Origin of the sequence: Provencibacterium massiliense, assembly GCF_900169495.1 — a bacterium.
In the GTDB taxonomy this organism is placed as follows: domain Bacteria; phylum Bacillota; class Clostridia; order Oscillospirales; family Ruminococcaceae; genus Harryflintia; species Harryflintia acetispora.
Genome location: NZ_FWCH01000012.1, coordinates 810278 through 824268 on the forward strand (window position 1 = coordinate 810278; position 13991 = coordinate 824268).

A 13991-nucleotide genomic window follows, 5' to 3' on the forward strand; every position below is an offset into this window, starting at 1 on the left:
TTCTAAACGGCCCGCCGGCAATTGCCTGCGGGCCGTTTCTTTTGGATGGTTCTGATGATTTGATTATTATTCCGCGGCGGAAGTGAGCGCGCCGGCCATCTGCTCCATCATCTCGGCCATACCGCTTACCAAGCCGCCCATGACGGCATCCAGGAGGTTCTCGTCCATTTCGACCTTCCAGACGCCGTTCGCCTTTGTGAGCCTGACGTCCACTTCGGCGGTGACGGGGTTCTCCTTCGCAGTGCCGACCAGCTCGATCACTTTGTCCTCGACAGCCTGGTTGATCTTTGCCTCGTCGGTCTCACCCGTAACGGCCTGCTCCATGGCGAAAGCCATCAGGTCGTTGAAGAGGGTGGACATGTTCGCATTGGTGACCTTGGTCTTGATGACGGCGCTGTCCCCGTCCTCGGTGACCTCGCCCAGCTCATAGCTGAAGTTCTCGACAAACAGCTTGCTCAGTTTTTCCCCATCGGCAACCGGGCTCATATTGCTGAGATTGACGTTCTCGCCACCGATAAAGTACTCGGCAATTTTCTCTTGGTCGAGCGCTTTGAACGCATCAAACGCCGCAGCAGCGGCCTGCTCGGGAGTCGTGTCGCCGGCGGGCGCCTCGGATTTCTCCGAAGAGGTTTCCTCGGAAGAGGCCTCAGAGGAGCTTTCGGAAACGGCGGAGCTCGCCTCGCCCGCCGAGGAGGTCTCCTGCTCGGCCGGTTTGCTGCCCGAGCAGGCGGTCATGGAAAGTGCAGTGGTCAGGGCCAATATCGCGACTAAAATCTTCTTCATATGGATCTCCTTATCATCGAACATAATTTTTGCCGGCCTGCCGGGGCCGGACAGTTGCTTTTCGATTATAACACAGTTTCCGCCGAATCACAGCTATAATTTACAAAATCATCCTATTTTTATAGATATTTCCAGATTTAACTGCCTATCTTAATAATTTCTGGTTGTTTTATTGCGGCATTGGAGCATCTGTCAAAAAAAGAAAGCTGTGGGTAAACCCACAGCTTTCATATGGCGCTTACTGCGCTGTGCATGCCGCGAAAAGTTAGGCAGCGACAGAAGAGGTCTCGGCCTCAGAGGAAGCCTCGCTGCTCTCCTCGGAGGAAGCCTCGCTGGACTCCTCAGAAGAAGCCTCACTGCTCTCCTCGGAGGAAGCCTCGCTGGACTCCTCAGAAGAAGCCTCGCTGCTCTCCTCAGAAGAAGCCTCACTGCTCTCCTCGGAAGAAGCCTCGCTGGACTCCTCAGAGGAAGCCTCGCTGCTCTCCTCAGAAACGGAGCTGGTGGGCTCGCTCGCGGAGGAAGACTCCGAAGCGGTGGAGCCGCAAGCAACCATGGAAAGAGCAACAACTGCAGATAACATGCAAACTAAAATCTTTTTCATTTTGATTTGACACTCCTTGTTTTTGATGGATTGCTCACTCATTATAGCATATTTTACGAGAAACGCTAGTTAAAATTGCAGTTTCTTGCTTGATTTTGCAATCTTCATTGCAACCTCCTGCATTTTTTTCAGAATGTAAAAAAATAATAGTCAAAACGACGAAAGATTTTCAACACTCTTCCTTTATACTTATAGTAATTTTTCCTGTCATTCTTTTTCTACAATTTGGAATAACAATTTGTTCACAAGACGGAAAAATATCGTTCACGAATTCTTTTGTTTTGAACAATGCTTGCAATCATTTTTCATTTGCGCTATCATATATATAACGCGTATCAGCCGCATGCTGCCGATTTTTTCGATCGGCAGCATGTATTTCTTTTGCATTTGAATCTGGAAGGAGACGTTAAAATGGCCGATGTGGCGAAAAAACAAGCTGGTATGACCGACATGACCACCGGAAATCCCGCCAAGCTGATCTTTTTCTTTTCGGTTCCGCTCCTGATCGGGAACATGTTCCAGCAGCTTTACAACATGGTGGACAGCCTGGTCGTGGGACGCTTTGCCGGCGAGATCGCGCTCGCGGCGGTCGGTACCGGTTTCCCGGTCGTTTTCATGATGACCTCATTCTTCATGGGGATCGGCATGGGCGCGTTGGTGATGATCTCCCAATATTACGGCGCCAAGGACTTCGAGCAGGTCTCAAACACGGTGAATACCATGTATACCACCGTGATCGTGGGAGTGGTCCCGCTGACCATCCTCTCCCTGCTGATCGCCGACCCGCTGCTGCGCTTCATCAAGGTGCCGGAAAATACCATGGCGGACGCCAAGACCTACCTGATCATCCTCTTCCTCGGCATGATCGGCACGCTCGGCTTCAACATCAATTCGGGGATTATGCAGGGGCTGGGCGATTCCAAGACCCCGCTGCTCTTCCTGACCATCGCCTGTTTTATCAACATCGTGCTGGACCTGGTCTTCGTCGTCAACTTCCATTGGGGTGTCGCCGGGGTGGCGATCGCCACCGTGATCGCCCAGATCTTCTCATGGGTGTTCGGCATCTTCTATATCAATAGGAAGTACGACTTCATCCACATCTCCCCCTTCAAGCTGCGCTTCGTCAAGCCACTCTTTGTGCAGATTATCCGCCTAGGGATCCCTTCCGGAATCCAGCAGGCACTCTTCTCGGTGGGCAGTATCGCGGTGCAGTCGCTGGTCAATTCCTTCGGTCCCGCTTTCATGGCCGGCTTTAACGTGGCGAACAAGCTGGATACCTTCGCCTTCCTCCCCATCCAGAGCATCACCAACGCCGTCACCACCTATGTGGGGCAGAACATCGGCGCGGGCAAGCTTAAAAGGGTACACCGCGGGACCATCTCGGCTTTGGTGATGTGTGTTTTGGTGAGCATAGTCCTCGGCGGCGGGGTAATCCTTTTCGGCTCCCAGCTGATGGGGCTCTTCACCACCTCGCAGGAGGTTATCGCCTCGGGCTGCGCCTACCTCAACCGGGTCCTTCCCTTCTATGTTCTGCTTGCGCTTCTCTTTGTCTTCAACTCGGTCATGCGCGGCGCGGGCGAGATGGTGGTCCCCATGGCCTCCTCGATCCTTTCCCTCTGGGCGGCGCGCGTGCCCGCCTCCTACCTGATTACCCATTTCTTCGGGCGGGACAACATGTTCTTCAGCTATGCGTTCGGTTGGGCAATCGGCGCGGCTCTCACCATGTTCTTTTACTTCAAGGGCGGCTGGAAGCACAAGGCCATCACCTATTCCCAGTACGATGAGGCCGCCGACATCGACAACTAATATGCGAAAGCGGGCCGTTGAAAGAATCAACGGCCCGCTATTATTTTTCTCTAAAACAAAGCGGCGGAAGGAATATGACCGTAGATCGGCCGTCTAAATCCTTTGGCTGAATTCAATTTGCTCCCCCGAGGGACCGACAAGCGTAAAGTAGCGCACCTTGTGCTCGAACATGTTGAGAGTCCGGATCCGCGGCTCAAGCAGCGGCAGCTTCTTCTCTTTCACCCGCTCGAACGCCTCCTCAATGTCCGCCACGCTGAGCGCAAGGTGATCGATCGCCCCGCTCTTCCCGGCGATCGGGCCTCCCTGATAAACCTCGATCTCCACATTTCTGAGGCGCAGATACGCCATACGGATCAACTTGCCGTCCTCCTGCGGAAGCTCGGTAAAATACTCCAGCCCAAAGCCGATCGCCTCGTAAAACTGGATGGTGTGCTCGATGTCCATCGTCGGGATGCCAATGTGCTCTATCCCGATGATATTCTCTTCCAGCGTCATAACCGGCCCTCCTCTCCCCACATTCCAACTTCATTATAGCACCGCAGGCCAAGGAGAAAAAGTCCTTTTTGGTTGACAGGCCAAAAGAATTGCAGTAAGATATACGCGAGTGACAAAAAAGTGAACATCAGGGGTGCTGAAAGGATTTATTGATAAATCCCGGTTCGGCTGAGAATGGAGGGACGTTCCCCTCCTAAACCCTTTAACCTGATCCGGATAATGCCGGCGTAGGAAGAAATGGTTGCTGTATATCTGCCAATTTCTGCGCAAGGCTTTCCTTGCGCTTTTTTGTTTGCTTAAATTTTCGGGCAAAGCCCGGCAAAAGAAAGGAAGTTTCATCATGCAAAAACCAGAAGCAAGCATTGCCATCCAGGTGGTGCCGAAGGCCCCGAACAACGAGGAGGCCGTGCGGATTATCGATGCTGTGATCGCCCACCTCAAGGGCAGCGGGCTGCCCACCTATGTCGGTCCGTTCGAAACCTCGGTGGAGGGGGACTACGACACCCTCATGCAGCTGGTCAAGGACTGCCAGCTCATCTGTACCCGCGAGGGCGCGCCGAGCGTCGCCGCCTATGTTAAAATCTCCTACAACCCGAACGCCGGGGTGATGACCATTGATGAAAAAGTCACCAAGCATCATCAGTAAGCTCTACCCGCTGAGCTTTCTCGCCCTGCTTTTGCTGCTGTGGTGGCTGGCCTGCGCGCTTGAGCTGATCCCCGCATTCATGCTCCCCTCGCCCGGCAGGGTGCTGGCGGCCTTCATCGGGGATTTTCCCCTGCTCATGCAAAACGCCGCCGTCTCACTGACGGAATCCGCCATCGGGCTGTCGACGAGCATCGCCGCCGCCTTTTTTCTGGCGGTGGCGATGGACCGCTTTGCGTTCCTGCGCCGGGCCGTCTATCCGGTGATTGTACTCACCCAGACGGTGCCCACCATTGCCGTCGCGCCGCTGCTGGTGCTCTGGCTGGGGTATGGGCTGCTGCCCAAGATCACCTTGATTTTCATCACCTGCTTCTTCCCGCTGGTGGTCAGCATCCTCAGCGGCTTCGCCGCAGTGGACCCGGATACCGTCCGCCTCTTTCAGTCGATGGGCGCCTCCCGCCGTCAGATTCTTTGGCAGCTCAAACTTCCCTCGTCGCTGGAAAGCTTCTTTTCCGGGCTGCGGGTGAGCACGGCCTATTCCATCGTCGGAGCGGTGGTGGCCGAATGGCTGGGCGGCAACGGCGGGCTCGGGGTCTATATGACCCGGGTGCGCAAGGCCTATGCCTTCGACAAGATGTTCGCGGTGATCTTCCTGATCAGCGGGATCAGCCTGCTGGCGATGTGGCTGGTCTCCCTGCTCCAGCGCGGGGCCATGCCCTGGAAGCACAGGCAGGACACCCGCGCAATACTGAAATAAAAGGAGAACCTGACATGCCGATAAGAAAACTGCTCAGCCTGGCGCTGGGCCTTTCCCTCTGTATGGGCGCGCTAAGCGCCTGTGCGGGCCCAACCTCAACGGCACAGCCGCAGGAAGCCGGACAGAAGGCCATTACCGTGGTGCTCGACTGGACGCCCAACACCAATCATACCGGGCTCTATGTCGCACTGGAAAACGGCTTTTATCAGGATGCCGGACTGGATGTAACGATCGTCCAGCCGCCCGAGGACGGCTCGATCGCGCTGGTCGCCTCGGGCAAGGCGCAGTTCGGAGTAAGCATCCAGGAAAACCTCGGAACCGCACTGAGCGCCGATCCGCCCCTGCCGGTGACCGCCGTGGCCGGGATCATCCAACACAACACCTCGGGGATCATCTCCTTGAAGAGTGCCGGGATCGACAGCTTCAAGTCCCTGGAAGGGAAAAAATACGCCACCTGGGACGATCCCTTCGAGCAGTCGATGATCCGGGATTCGATGAAGGCGCAGGGCGGCGACTTTGGCAAAGTGGAACTGATCCCCAGCACGGTCTCCGACGCGATCTCCGCCATCCAGACCAATGTGGACGCCGTTTGGGTCTATGAGGCGTGGGACGTTGTGGCCGCGCAGCTCGCCGGAGTGGACTATAACTTCATCAAATTTAGCGACTCCGACCCGACTTTCGACTATTACACCCCCATCCTGATCGCCCAGGATGAATTCCTGGAAAACAACCGCGAGACAGCCAGGCGTTTCCTGGAGGCGACCAGCAAGGGATATGAATTCGCCATTCAAAATCCCAAGGAGGCGGCCGGCCTGCTGCTGAAATCGGTGCCCGAGCTCTCCCCCGATCTGGTCTATGCCAGCCAGGAATTCCTCGCCGGGCAGTACAAGGCCGAGTATCCGCGCTGGGGCGAGATCGATGAAAGCCGCTGGAAGGCCTTCTACGACTGGATGTACCAGGTCGGGGTCATCCAGAAGGAGCTGGGAGTCGGCGGCTTCACCAATGAATACCTCCCCGCAGCACAATCATGAGCGTGCTGCAAGCCGAGGGGCTTTGTAAAAGCTACGACGGGCGGTGCGTGGTGCAGGACATCAGCCTTGCCCTCGAGCGCGGCGAGCTCGTTTCCCTGCTTGGGGTCAGCGGGATCGGCAAGACCACCCTCTTTAACCTCCTCTCCGGGCTCGAATGCCCGGACAGCGGGCGGGTGCTGCTCGAAGGGGAGGACGTGACCGGGCACTCGGGCAGGGTCAGTTACATGCAGCAAAAGGACCTCCTTCTCCCCTTTCGCACCGTGCTGGACAACGTCTGCCTCCCGCTGCGCCTTGCAGGCGCGGCAAGGCGGGAGGCGCACCGGCGCGCCGGGGAGCTGATGGAGGAATTCGGCCTCGGCGGCAGCGAAAGGCGTTATCCCAGCGAGCTTTCCGGCGGGATGCGCCAGCGCGCCGCACTGCTGCGGGCCTATCTCTTTTCTGAGCGGGTGATGCTGCTCGACGAGCCGTTTTCCGCCCTGGACGCCATCACCAAATCCTCGCTGCACCGCTGGTTCCAATCGGTGCGCAAGAAGCACGGCACCTCCTCGATCTTCATCACCCACGACATCGACGAGGCGATCTTCCTCTCGGACCGGGTTTACATCATGTCCGGCGCGCCGGGAAGGATCACCGCCGAGCTTCAAATTGAACTGCCGGGAGAGCGGGACGAGGATATTTCGATGAGCGACGCGTTCATCCATTATAAAAAGCAGATCCTGCAAGAAATCCGCAGTTAAAAAACAGGGCTCCTATCCCAAGAGCACGTATAAAGGGCGCAGCTTCGACCTCCGTCTTGAAGAAAAGAAATGCGCCCTTCCGGGAGCACCCATATGGAAGTATTGGAAGCGCAGCTTTCAATACTTTGAGAAGGGCGCAGCGTCAACCCCCGCCCTGAAGAAAAAAGGCGCGCCCTTAAGCGCGTTGTTTTAAGAAAACACAGAGGGACGGCTGCCGCCGTCCCTCTGAAATATTTCTTATCTCACCGCCCCATTTGGGGCCCTATTTTTAATACTCGTTTGCCGCTTTGAGCAGCAGGTGCAATGCGTGGGAAGAGGCGATTGTACGGATATATTCCCTTGCATCGTCGTCCTCCCGGGAAATTTGCAGCTCGAGCACTTCCCGGCAGCGCCCGCTGTCCACCGCGACGTAGACGAGCCCCACCGGTTTCTCCTCCGAAGCCTTCGGCCCCGCATTGCCGGTCACCGCAACGCCGATATCTGCCCCCGAGAGGCGGCGCACCCCCGCGGCCATCTCCCGCGCACATTCGCGCGAGACGGCGCCAAAGTGCGCGAGCGTCTCGTGGCGCACCCCCAATAGCTGCTCCTTCATCTCGCAGGAATAGCTGCAAACCCCACATTCAAACACCCTGGACGCGCCGTCCACCTCGGTCAGCCGCTTGGAGACGAGCCCGCCGGTACAGCTCTCGGCCGTCGCGGCGTGCAGTCCCTTCTGCGTCAGGGCCCGGACCGCTGCGGTTTGCAAGTCTCCAACGTCGATCCCGTAGAGGTATTCCCCGGCCAGCTCCTTGATCTGTCCGATCACGGGTTCAATCAGGGCGGACGCGTCCTCCTCCCGCCTGACGCTGGCGGTCACCCGCAGCATGACCTCCCCCGTCTTGGCGTAGGGGGCGACGGTCGGGTTGGTGCTTCCTGTCATCAACCCGTAGAGCCGCGCCTCCAGCGCCGACTCCCCGATCCCGAAGAAATGCAGGTTGCGCGATACCAGCACGGTATCCTGAAAACGGGAGAGATAGGGCAGCACGCAGTGCTCAAACATCGGCCCCATCTCGCGCGGCGGGCCGGGCAGGAGGATGGCGATCTTCCCATCCTGTTCGATGGCACAGCCCGGGGCGGTGCCGTTTTTGTTTTCAAAGATGGTGCAGTCCTTTGGCATATAAGCCTGCTTTTTGTTGTTCTCGGTCATCTGCCGGCCAGAGCGCCGAAAGTACCCCTCGATCTTTTCGAGCGATTCGGGGTCCAGCACCAGCTGGCGGCCGAAGTATCCGGCGATCGTTTCCTTGGACAGGTCGTCGTAGGTCGGCCCGAGCCCACCGGTGGTGATCACGATGTCCGCCCGCGAAAAGGCAAGGCATAGGCTGTCACGCAGCCGCTCGGGGTTGTCCCCCACCACCGATTGGTGATAGACGTTGATCCCCAAATTCGCCAGCCCGCGCGCGATGTAGGTCGCATTGGTGTTGACGATGTTCCCCATCAGGATTTCGGTCCCAATGCAGAGAATTTCAGCACTTTTGTTTGCCAAACTGTTTGCCCCCTTTGATATGGCCTAGCCTAAAATTTCCCGGGCAATGTCCACCGACTGCTTGGCGTCCCGGGCGTAGAAGTCGGCCCCGATCTTCCCGGCATAATCCGCGGTGAGCACCGCGCCGCCCACAAACACCTTGCAGCCGGGCAGCCTCTCGTGCAGCGCCTTTATGGTCGCCTCCATGCTCGGCAAAGTGGTGGTCATCAGGGCGCTGAGCCCCACCAGGCGCACCTCCTGGCGCACGGCTTCGTCCACCACCCGCGCGACCGGGACATCCCGCCCCAGGTCGATAATCTGATAGCCATAGTTTTCCAAAATCACCTTGACGATGTTTTTCCCGATATCGTGGATGTCCCCCTTCACGGTGGCGAGCAGGATCTTCCCCTTGCTCACCGAGGGTTTCCCGGCGGCGGCAATCCTCTCCTTGACCACCTCGAAGGCGGCCTGCGCCGCCCCCGCAGCCTGCAACAGCTGCGGCAGGAAGAGCTTGCCCTGCTCAAACCGGGAGCCGACCTCGTCGAGTGCAGGAATCAGCCGATCATTGACCAGCTCCATCTCGCCCATATCCGCGAGCAGCGCTTTCGCCAGCTCGCGGCTCTCCTTTGCAAGTCCGCGCAGGATCGCGTGCTCAATGGTCATTCCCTGCACAGGGACGACAGGCGCCGCCCCCTTCTCCTGCGCATATTTTGCGATAAAGTCCTTGGCCCCCTCATCCTGGTTATACAGCACCCTGAAAGCGGCCACGGCCCCCATCATCGAGGGGATGTTCGGGTTGATGATCGGCAGGTCCAGCCCGTGCGCCAGCGCCAGGGTGAGAAAACTCTGGTTGATCAGCTCCCGCCCCGGCAGGCCGAACGAGATATTCGACACCCCCAACACCGTTTTGAGCCCCAGGCGCTCCTTGACCATCTGTACCGCTTTGAGGGTTTCCATCACTTCTTTTTGCTGCACCGAGGCGGTCAGCGTCAGGCAGTCGATGTAGACGTCCTCCCGGCGTATCCCATGCCGAAGGGCGGCATCCAGAATACGCTGCGCGATGGCAAAGCGCTCCCCGGCCTTTGGCGGGATCCCGTTTTCATCCAGCGTCAGCCCCACCACGGCGGCCCCATATTTTTTGACCAACGGCAGGATCCTCTCAAGCACCGCCGCCTCGCCGTTGACCGAATTGACCACCGGCTTGCCGTTATAAAGGCGCAGCGCGTTTTCCAAAGCCTTTGCATTCGAGGAATCGAGCTGCAACGGCGCGTCGATTACTGCCTGCAGCCGGCAGACCACCTCGGGGAGCATGGCCGCCTCGTCGATCTCGGGCAGGCCGACGTTAACATCCAGAATGTCCGCATCCGCTTCGATCTGGGCAATGGCTTGGGAGAGGATATAATCCATGTTGTGCTCGATCAAGGCCTGTTTAAAGAGCTTCTTCCCCGTCGGATTGATCCGCTCGCCGATGACGGCCACCCCGTCGATGGCCACCGTTTTGGTCGGGGTGCAGATGGCCGCGCGCGCCGGATATTCCCGCTTGGCTGGGCACTTGCCGGAGAGCGTCTCGCGCATGCGGGCGATGTATTCGGGGGTGGTGCCGCAGCAGCCGCCTATGGCCGAAACCCCGATTTCCATAAACTGCAAGGCGCTCCCGGCGAACGCCTCGGGCGTAACGTCATATTTCCCGGTCTGCGGGTCGGGCAGCCCCGCGTTTGCCTTGACGATCAATGGCAGCCGGGTCCAGGCGGAGAGCTCCTTCGCGATCGGATAAATCTCTTTGGGGCCGAGCGAGCAGTTGATCCCGATCGCGTCGGCACCCAACCCCTCCAACGTCAGAGCCATCGCGCTGACGCTGCACCCGGTGAAGGTGCGCCCGCCCCGCTCAAAGGTCATGGTCACGAAGACCGGCAGCTCGCTGTTTTCTTTGGCCGCGAGCAGCGCCGCCTTGACCTCATAAAGATCGGTCATGGTTTCGATCACGATCAGGTCGGCCCCGCAACGCACCCCGGCATCGATCTGCTCCTTGAAAAGCGCATAGGCCTCGTCAAAGCCAAGGCTTCCGGCCGGGGCGAGCAGCTCCCCGATCGGCCCGACATCAAGCGCCACTTTAGTGGCGTTCGTCCCGGCGCAGGCCGCCTTTGCCGCGCGCACCGATGCTTCGATCACTTCGGCGGGCGTATGGCCGGTCCCCGCCAACTTATGGGCGTTCGCCCCGAAGGTATTGGCATAGACTACCTGGGCCCCCGCCTCGATATATTCACGATGGATCCCTTCCACCACCTGCGGGTGGGTAATCGAAAAGAGCTCCGGGCGCTCCCCCAGCCGCAGGCCGCGGCTTTGCAGCATGGTTCCCATCGCCCCGTCGAGGAGAAGCAGGCCATCATGCAGCGCTTCAAGAATCTCCACAGTGTCTTCCTCCCCGTCTGTAATTGCAGCTTTGACGCAGGCCGCAACTCTCGCAGCTGCGCCGCCGCGCCGGCAAAGGTCTTTTTGAAATTCCAATGATGGCGGTCACCGATTTGCGCGGGGTGAGGATATTTTCCCGCGTCGCACACAGCCCGATCTTGCGGGAGGTATCCAGCAGGGCCGTCAGCTCCCGCTGGCAGGTGATGGGCAGATCCCCGTACCCCGGGCTGTACCGGGTGGTGGCGTACCGGCCTTCCGCTTGCAGCGTTTCCTCCAGCTCCCGTTGGAGCTTGTCGCAAACCTCCTCGATCGCCGCGGTGGCGCAGCAGTCGAGCACCAGGGCTTTGGCCATCTGCCGCACCTGCAGCGCGGCGACGGCGCGGTCCACCCCGCCGCCCAGGGTCGCCGCCAGCAAAAAGCAGGCCGCGCAGCCATCGAGGTGCCGTCTAATATCCTCTCCCGGCAGCAGAAGCCCGCTCCCTCCCAGCCGCACGCCCCCTTCTTCAAAGCGCACATCCAGCTCGCGATAAACTGTGCGCGGCCGCGCCAGGGAGGCCATCTCCTCCCGGCACTCCCCGATCAGCGCGCGGGTGCCCTCGTCGGGCGGCGCTGAGCGAAGCCCGAGGTAGCGCAGCACCTCATCGGGATCAATAAAGAGTCTGCCCTCATCCATTCTCGCACTCCAGGATCGAGGCGATACTCCCGCTGACCTTGCGGGCAACGTAGGGATTGTTCATGGTGTAAAGGTGTATCCCTTCCACCGAATTCGAGAGCAGATTGATGATCTGGCTGATGGCGTAATTGATCCCCGCGTCGCGCAGCGCCTCGGGGCTTGCGCCGTAACGGTTCATGATCTTGGACAAGGAAGCCGGGATGCTTGCGCCGCACATCGAGACCATGCGCTCGATCTGTTTTTTGTTGACCACCGGCATAATCCCGGCCTGGATGGGGACACTGATCCCCTTCTTGCGCACCAGCTCCAGAAAACGGTAGAAATCCGCGTTGTCAAAAAAGAGCTGGGTGATCAAATGGGTCGCGCCCATCTCCACCTTTTGACGCAGATGCTCCACATCCTGCTCGAGGCTGTCACATTCGGGGTGTCCCTCGGGATAGCAGGCGGCGGCAATGTCGAAACCACCGTGCGCGCGGATGGTGCCGATCAACTCGCTGGCATAGTGGAATTCGAGCCTTGGAGGCAGTTCAGGATTCATATCACCGCGCAAGGCGAGGATATTCTCGATCCCGGCTTTTTCAAGCCTGTCGAGGGACTTTTGCACCTGCTCACGGCTGGAGTTGACGCAGGTCAGATGGGCCAGCGGCTCAATATGATAACGGTTTTTGATCTTTTGAGCGATTTCCAGCGTCGAGTTGTCCGCCAGGTTCCCGCCCGCGCCGTAGGTCACGCTGATGTAATCGGGACGCAATCCCTCGAGCGCCTCGAGAGTGTCATAAATCGTCTCGATAGAGCCGCTCTTCTTGGGCGGAAACACCTCCAGCGAAAAGACGGCCTTTCGTTTTGTAAATAGGTCCGCGAGCTTCATATACGTTCTTCCTTTCGGCAGGGAAATCGCAAGTATGTTTTAATCAGATGCCTATAGTCATGAGGGCCGGCTGCAAAAACAGCAAGCCAGCTTTTATTATAATCAGTTTTTGGAGGAATGTAAAGCGACTGGAACGGGACAGGCTTGACAATTCGCCGCCTTCCTTTTATACTGATTGGGTAACTCGGAGGGTATCCCGAAACGGGCAATGCTGGATAAGAGAATTAACATTGGTTAATTTTCTTATCCTTTTTTCATGGAATGAGGAGGATTAAACTTGCAGATTGCCGCCAGAGACCTGACCAAAGGAAGCATCTATCAAAGCCTGCTGCTCTTTGCCGCGCCCTTTTTGCTGGCCAACTTCATCCAGGCGCTGTACGGGACGGTGGATATGATCGTGGTGGGCTGGTTCACCGATGCCGCCGGCATCACCGCCGTCTCGATCGGCAGCCAGATCATGGTGCTGGTCAACAGCATGGTCACCGGGATCACCATGGGCGGCACCATCCTGATCGCCCAGTACATGGGCGCCGGGCAGGAGCACGAAATCAGCCGCACCATCGGCACGATGTTCACCCTGTTTTTCTTAATCGGACTGGCGCTCACAGTTCTGCTTTTCGGCGGAGCTTCCCCGCTGCTGATCGCCCTGCAGACCCCGGCCGAAGCCTTCCCGGACACCATGGCCTACACCAGGATCGCCGCCTGCGGCGTGATCTTCACCCTGCTCTACAACGGGGTCAGCGCCATCCTGCGCGGGATGGGCGACTCGGTGCGCCCGCTGCTATTCATCTCGGTGGCCTGTGTCTGCAACGTCCTGCTCGATTTGCTGTTTGTCGGCGTGTTCCATTGGGGTCCGGGCGGTGCGGCAGCGGCCACCATCCTCTCCCAGGCGCTGAGCATGGTGCTCTCCATCCTCTATCTCAGGCGCAGGGATTTCGTTTTCGACTTTAAACTGCAGAGCTTCCGCCTCTCGGGTTCCAAGGCCCGCAAAATCATCCGTCTGGGGCTGCCGATCTCGCTGCAGTCTACCATGGTGGACATCTCGTTTCTCATCATCGCGGCGGTGGTCAACACCTTTGGCGTCACTGCGGCGGCCGCAGTGGGGATCGCGGAAAAGTTCAACAGCTTCGCCATGCTGCCGGCAAGCGCATTGTCCGGGGCCATCGCCTCGATGGTGGGACAGAACATCGGCTCCGGCCAGCCCGAGCGGGCGCGCAAGGTGCTGCGCATCGGGATTGTCTTTTCGCTCATCGGGGCGCTCGGCTTCTTTTTGTGGGTCCAGCTCTCCCCTGAATCGGTCATGCTCCTCTTCAAGGCCGACCGGGAGGTCATCGAGGCGGGGCTGGATTATATCCGGGCGTTCAGCTTCGACTTTTTGCTGGTGGCCTTCGTCTTCTGCATGAACGGCTTTTATAACGGCTGCGGCTGCACCGTCTTTTCAATGGTCAACGGCCTGCTCGCCACCTTCCTGGTGCGCATCCCGCTGGTATTCTTGCTGGGGAACATGCTCGGCATGTTCGGCGTGGGGCTGGCGGCCCCCCTGGCCTCCTTTGCCTCGATCGTTTTGGGGTACTGGTATCTCTTTACCGGGCGCTGGAAGCAGCAGGGGCTGGTTTCCCCCGAGGCCGCTCCCGCAGCATAACAGGGTAACAAAAGGCCGCCGGCGGTAGCCGGCGGCCTTTCGTTC

General features: G+C 58.6%; 13 protein-coding genes and 1 riboswitch. Of the genes, 6 read left to right on the forward strand and 7 right to left on the reverse strand.

The features are described 5' to 3' along the window. Window positions 1-66: 66 nt before the first annotated feature. Together B5477_RS08930 and B5477_RS08935 are read right to left on the reverse strand one after the other, a co-directional pair. The gene (locus B5477_RS08930; RefSeq protein WP_079699369.1) at window positions 67-783 is read right to left on the reverse strand and encodes a hypothetical protein; all 717 of its coding nucleotides are present in this window, start codon (window positions 781-783) and stop codon (window positions 67-69) included. Between the two features lie 265 nt (window positions 784-1048). Beyond that, window positions 1049-1384 carry a hypothetical protein gene (locus tag B5477_RS08935; protein WP_079699370.1) on the reverse strand — a complete coding sequence of 112 codons (336 nt, stop codon included), beginning with the start codon at window positions 1382-1384 and terminating at the stop codon, window positions 1049-1051. Between the two features lie 411 nt (window positions 1385-1795). On the opposite strand from B5477_RS08935, the gene B5477_RS08940 reads away from it, so the two are divergent. Next, complete coding sequence (locus B5477_RS08940) at window positions 1796-3190, forward strand: MATE family efflux transporter (protein WP_079699371.1); 1395 nt, start codon at window positions 1796-1798, stop codon at window positions 3188-3190. 93 nt (window positions 3191-3283) lie between these two features. Here the strand turns inward: B5477_RS08940 and B5477_RS08945 are convergent, their stop codons facing one another. Further along, entirely contained in the window at window positions 3284-3685 is a 402-nt protein-coding gene (locus tag B5477_RS08945) for a VOC family protein (protein WP_079699372.1), read from the reverse strand. 119 nt (window positions 3686-3804) lie between these two features. Further along, window positions 3805-3936, forward strand: a riboswitch (TPP riboswitch). Between the two features lie 89 nt (window positions 3937-4025). Here B5477_RS08945 and B5477_RS08950 point away from each other — a divergent pair. Genes B5477_RS08950 through B5477_RS08965 form a run of 4 tightly spaced genes read left to right on the forward strand, consistent with a single transcriptional unit; the run spans window position 4026 to window position 6853 of the window. After that, complete coding sequence (locus tag B5477_RS08950) at window positions 4026-4331, forward strand: thiamine-binding protein (protein ID WP_079700445.1); 306 nt, start codon at window positions 4026-4028, stop codon at window positions 4329-4331. After that, on the forward strand, window positions 4303-5085 hold the full coding sequence (locus B5477_RS08955) for an ABC transporter permease (protein WP_341455994.1): 783 nt from the start codon (window positions 4303-4305) through the stop codon (window positions 5083-5085). The genes B5477_RS08950 and B5477_RS08955 overlap by 29 nt, the downstream gene beginning before the upstream one ends. A gap of 14 nt (window positions 5086-5099) precedes the next feature. Next, window positions 5100-6116 (forward strand): ABC transporter substrate-binding protein, encoded by a 1017-nt coding sequence (locus B5477_RS08960; RefSeq protein WP_079699374.1) that lies wholly within the window; start codon window positions 5100-5102, stop codon window positions 6114-6116. Continuing rightward, entirely contained in the window at window positions 6113-6853 is a 741-nt protein-coding gene (locus B5477_RS08965) for an ABC transporter ATP-binding protein (protein ID WP_079699375.1), read from the forward strand. The genes B5477_RS08960 and B5477_RS08965 overlap by 4 nt, the downstream gene beginning before the upstream one ends. 268 nt (window positions 6854-7121) lie before the next feature. Here the strand turns inward: B5477_RS08965 and B5477_RS08970 are convergent, their stop codons facing one another. From B5477_RS08970 to metF, 4 genes are read right to left on the reverse strand one after another with little or no spacing between them, the layout of a single operon-like run. Then, window positions 7122-8375, reverse strand: a complete 1254-nt coding sequence (locus B5477_RS08970; RefSeq protein ID WP_242942163.1) for a competence/damage-inducible protein A — start codon at window positions 8373-8375, stop codon at window positions 7122-7124. Window positions 8376-8399: 24 nt separating this feature from the next. Further along, complete coding sequence (locus tag B5477_RS08975) at window positions 8400-10763, reverse strand: homocysteine S-methyltransferase family protein (RefSeq protein WP_079699376.1); 2364 nt, start codon at window positions 10761-10763, stop codon at window positions 8400-8402. After that, on the reverse strand, window positions 10750-11436 hold the full coding sequence (locus B5477_RS08980; RefSeq protein ID WP_079699377.1) for a vitamin B12 dependent-methionine synthase activation domain-containing protein: 687 nt from the start codon (window positions 11434-11436) through the stop codon (window positions 10750-10752). The genes B5477_RS08975 and B5477_RS08980 overlap by 14 nt, the downstream gene beginning before the upstream one ends. After that, the gene (metF, locus tag B5477_RS08985; protein ID WP_079699378.1) at window positions 11429-12304 is read right to left on the reverse strand and encodes a methylenetetrahydrofolate reductase [NAD(P)H]; all 876 of its coding nucleotides are present in this window, start codon (window positions 12302-12304) and stop codon (window positions 11429-11431) included. The genes B5477_RS08980 and metF overlap by 8 nt, the downstream gene beginning before the upstream one ends. A 277-nt stretch (window positions 12305-12581) precedes the next feature. Between metF and B5477_RS08990 the strand changes: the two genes are divergently transcribed. Then, window positions 12582-13946 carry an MATE family efflux transporter gene (locus tag B5477_RS08990; RefSeq protein ID WP_079699379.1) on the forward strand — a complete coding sequence of 455 codons (1365 nt, stop codon included), beginning with the start codon at window positions 12582-12584 and terminating at the stop codon, window positions 13944-13946. The last annotated feature ends 45 nt before the right edge of the window (window positions 13947-13991 follow it).